Here is a 2,823-nt window from a genome sequence, read left to right as displayed (position 1 = left end):
TGACGCAGGAACGTGCCGCGCATCGGCACCACATCGAGCAATCCCTCGTGCGCCAGGCTCTTGAGCGCCTCGCGGACCGGCGTCCGGCCGAGCCCGAGCCGTTCGGCGAGCAGGCGCTCCGAGATCGGCTCGTCCGGCAGCAGCTGGCCACCCTGGATCAGGGTCCGGATCCTGGCATAGGCCGTCTGCCGGCCGCTGCTCGCGGGCTGGTTCATCAGTGGCATGCCAGCACGACGGCGCAACCCGGTCAATCGGCCGACCCGGTCCCCCTTTCCGTTCCGTTCAGCGCCAGGCGCGGTCGATCGCGGAGCGTTCCGACGCCGGATCGAGCGGCGCGCCGGCGCCGAGCCGGTCGAGCAGGTCGCGCACCAGCGGATCCTCTCCAAACGCCGGCGCAAACCCGGCCTCCGGGGGTGGCCGCGCGACCACGACCCGCATGCGCCAGGCCGTGTCCTCGCGGCAGGCGAGCCCCGAGACCGCCGCCGGCCCGTCAACCATGAAGGCGCGGCACGGCCCCGCCGTCGTCGGGTAGCTCGCCAGCAGCCGCACCGTACCGCCGTCGAAGGCGACCGCCTCGCCGCTCGCGGCGCGATCGAGCACGTCCGCCAGCACGGGGGCGGCCGCACCGAGCGGGTCGAGCCGGTCGGCGACGCGCGTCGGGCCGGGCACGAGCAGCGCGCCGGCGAGCCCGCCGACCACCAGCGCCACGGTCGCCGCAATCGCCGCAGCCCGCCAGACCGGCGCATTCGCCGCGCGCGGCGGCGGCGCGTCAGTCGCATCGGCGGCGAGCACGGCCGCGATCAGGGCCGTCGGCACCGGCTCGTTCGCGACGTCGGCGAAGGCCGCACGGATGGCCGCGCGCGCTTCCCGCAGGGCGGCGAGCCGACGGGCCAGCGCCGGATCGGCCGCCACCGCCGCGCGCACCGAGGTCGCCTCGGCGGCGTCGAGTTCGCCGTCGGCGAACGCCGTCAGGGTCTCGTCGGAGACGGCAGGCGGCGTCATGGCACGTCCTCGTCCTGCACATGGCCCAGCGTCCTGGCGAGCTTCACCCGTGCCCGCGAGAGCCGGCTCATGACCGTGCCGAGCGGCACGTCCAGCACCTCCGCCGCCTCGCGGTAGCTGAGCTCCTCGACGCAGATCAGGACCACCACCTCCCGGCTCTCGGGCGGCAGCGCCGCGATCGCCTCGCGCGTCCTGGCCAGCATCAGCCGCGCCTCCGTCACGTCCCGCCCCTCCCAACCCGACTGCTCTGCCACCTCGTCGAGTGCGGCATGCTCGCCGCCCCGGGCGCCCGAACGGCGCGCCGTATCGATCCAAACGTTGCGCAGGATGCGGAACATCCATGCATCGAGACGCGTTCCTGGCTGGAATGTGTCACGCGACCGCAGCGCGCGCTCGCACGCGCTCTGCACGAGGTCGTCAGCACGATCGGGCGATCCTGCGAGCGCCCGGGCGAAGCGCCGGAGCCGCGGCAGGAGGGCGACGAGGTCATGGGCGAAATCGGAAGCCATGGGAACCCAATCCTGCTGCCGTGTAAGGCGGTCGGGCAACGGACAATGGGCCCGTCGGTGCGCGCGCTGCTAGGCTGGCCTGGAGGAGGGACGCGCATGCGTGCCGGATCGATCGAGACGTTGCAACGGTGCATTGCGCTGCTGCCCGTGTGTGCACTCGCGCTTGCGCTGGCGGGGCCCGCGGTCGCGGATGACGACGACTCCGATGACGCCGATGCCCCGGGCGCGCCCGCCGGGGTCGGCGGGGCCCCGGGCGGACCCGGCGGCCGCGGCGGCGGCGGCGACCGCGGTCCGGGCCGGCCTGATCTCGGGCCGAACCCCGGCCGCGGCTTCCCGAGCGACGTGCGAGACCTGATGGGGATGCTGTTCGGCCGGCCGCCCCAGCCGCAGCGGGCGCTGCCGCTGCCCGCCCCGCCGCCGCCGGAGGCGCCCGAGGCCGAGGACCGCGAGCTGGTCGCGCGCGATCTCGACGCCGCCGCGCGTACCCAGGCGGTCGCCGAGGGCTTCACCATCGTCGCCGAGCGTGGCGCGGTGACACGGCTGCGCGCGCCGGCCGGTCTTGGCACCGCGGCCGCGCGCGACCGGCTGCGGACGCTCGCGCCCGCGGCGACCGTCGACTTCAACCATTTCTTCCGCACGGGCCAGGCCCGCGCGGCGTGCCCCGGCGGCAGCTGCGTGCCATCGCCGCACTTCGCCCTGGTCGGCTGGCCCGACGGCCGCGCCTGCGGCGGCGGTCTGGAGGTTGGGCTGATCGACACGCGGATCGACCCGGTGCTCGCCCGCGCGAGCGGACGGATCGACACGATCACGCTGCGCAGCCCCGATCGCGCGCCGTCCACTGCCGCGCACGGCACCGCGGTCGCGACGCTGCTGGCAGGGGGCGGTCCGATCCCCGGGCTGCTGCCCGCGGCGCGGATCGTGGCGGTCGATGCGTTCCATCATCGCCCCGAAGGCGACGTGGCCGATGCGTTCGACATCGCGAGCGCGATCGGCCTGCTCGCCGATCGGGGCGTGACCGTGGTCGCGATGCCGTTCGCGGGACCGGCCAATGCGGTGGTGGAGGAGGCTGGCGCGGCGGCGGCGGCGCGCGGGATGGCGGCGGTGGCGGCGGCCGGCAATGACGGTCCGCGCGCCGCGCCGCGCTACCCGGCTGCGCATTCCTGGGCGACCGGGGTGACGGCGGTGGACCGCGAGGCGCGGGTGTTCGCCCAGGCCGGGCGTGGGCCGCATATCGCCTTCGCCGCGCCGGGGGTCGGCCTGCCGGTGCTGGTGGCGGCCGGGCGCCCACCGGTCACGCGGTCGGGCACGTCCT

4 protein-coding genes are annotated in these 2,823 nt (G+C 75.9%); 1 reads left to right on the top strand and 3 read right to left on the bottom strand.

Annotation, left to right across the window (positions count from 1 at the left end; all coding sequences use genetic code 11):
- The 3 genes from ACTIFU_RS23345 to ACTIFU_RS23335 form a co-directional block, all read right to left on the bottom strand.
- Nucleotides 1-215: GntR family transcriptional regulator (locus ACTIFU_RS23345; RefSeq protein ID WP_439580724.1), on the bottom strand; the 215-nt coding region annotated here is incomplete at its 3' end.
- A 67-nt stretch (nucleotides 216-282) separates the two neighbouring features.
- A complete protein-coding gene (locus ACTIFU_RS23340; protein WP_439580723.1) occupies nucleotides 283-1,002 on the bottom strand; it encodes a hypothetical protein in 720 nt (239 codons plus the stop codon).
- Nucleotides 999-1,511, bottom strand: a complete 513-nt coding sequence (locus ACTIFU_RS23335; RefSeq protein ID WP_439580722.1) for an RNA polymerase sigma factor — start codon at nucleotides 1,509-1,511, stop codon at nucleotides 999-1,001. Before ACTIFU_RS23335 ends, ACTIFU_RS23340 begins: the two co-directional genes overlap by 4 nt.
- Before the next feature lie 96 nt (nucleotides 1,512-1,607).
- Between ACTIFU_RS23335 and ACTIFU_RS23330 the strand changes: the two genes are divergently transcribed.
- Nucleotides 1,608-2,823, top strand: a 1,216-nt coding sequence (locus ACTIFU_RS23330; protein WP_439580721.1) for a S8 family serine peptidase, incomplete at its 3' end; no start/stop codon positions are given.

It is taken from the genome of Elioraea sp. (genome assembly GCF_051860475.1).
Lineage (GTDB): Bacteria > Pseudomonadota > Alphaproteobacteria > Acetobacterales > Acetobacteraceae > Elioraea.
This window is presented reverse-complemented; position numbering and strand designations above follow the sequence as displayed.

Excerpts from the sequence above, each read along its gene's own strand:
- ACTIFU_RS23340 (WP_439580723.1), bottom strand. The coding sequence starts at position 1,002 with ATGACGCCGCCTGCCGTCTCCGACGAGACCCTGACGGCGTTCGCCGAC.
- ACTIFU_RS23335 (WP_439580722.1), bottom strand. The coding sequence starts at position 1,511 with ATGGCTTCCGATTTCGCCCATGACCTCGTCGCCCTCCTGCCGCGGCTC.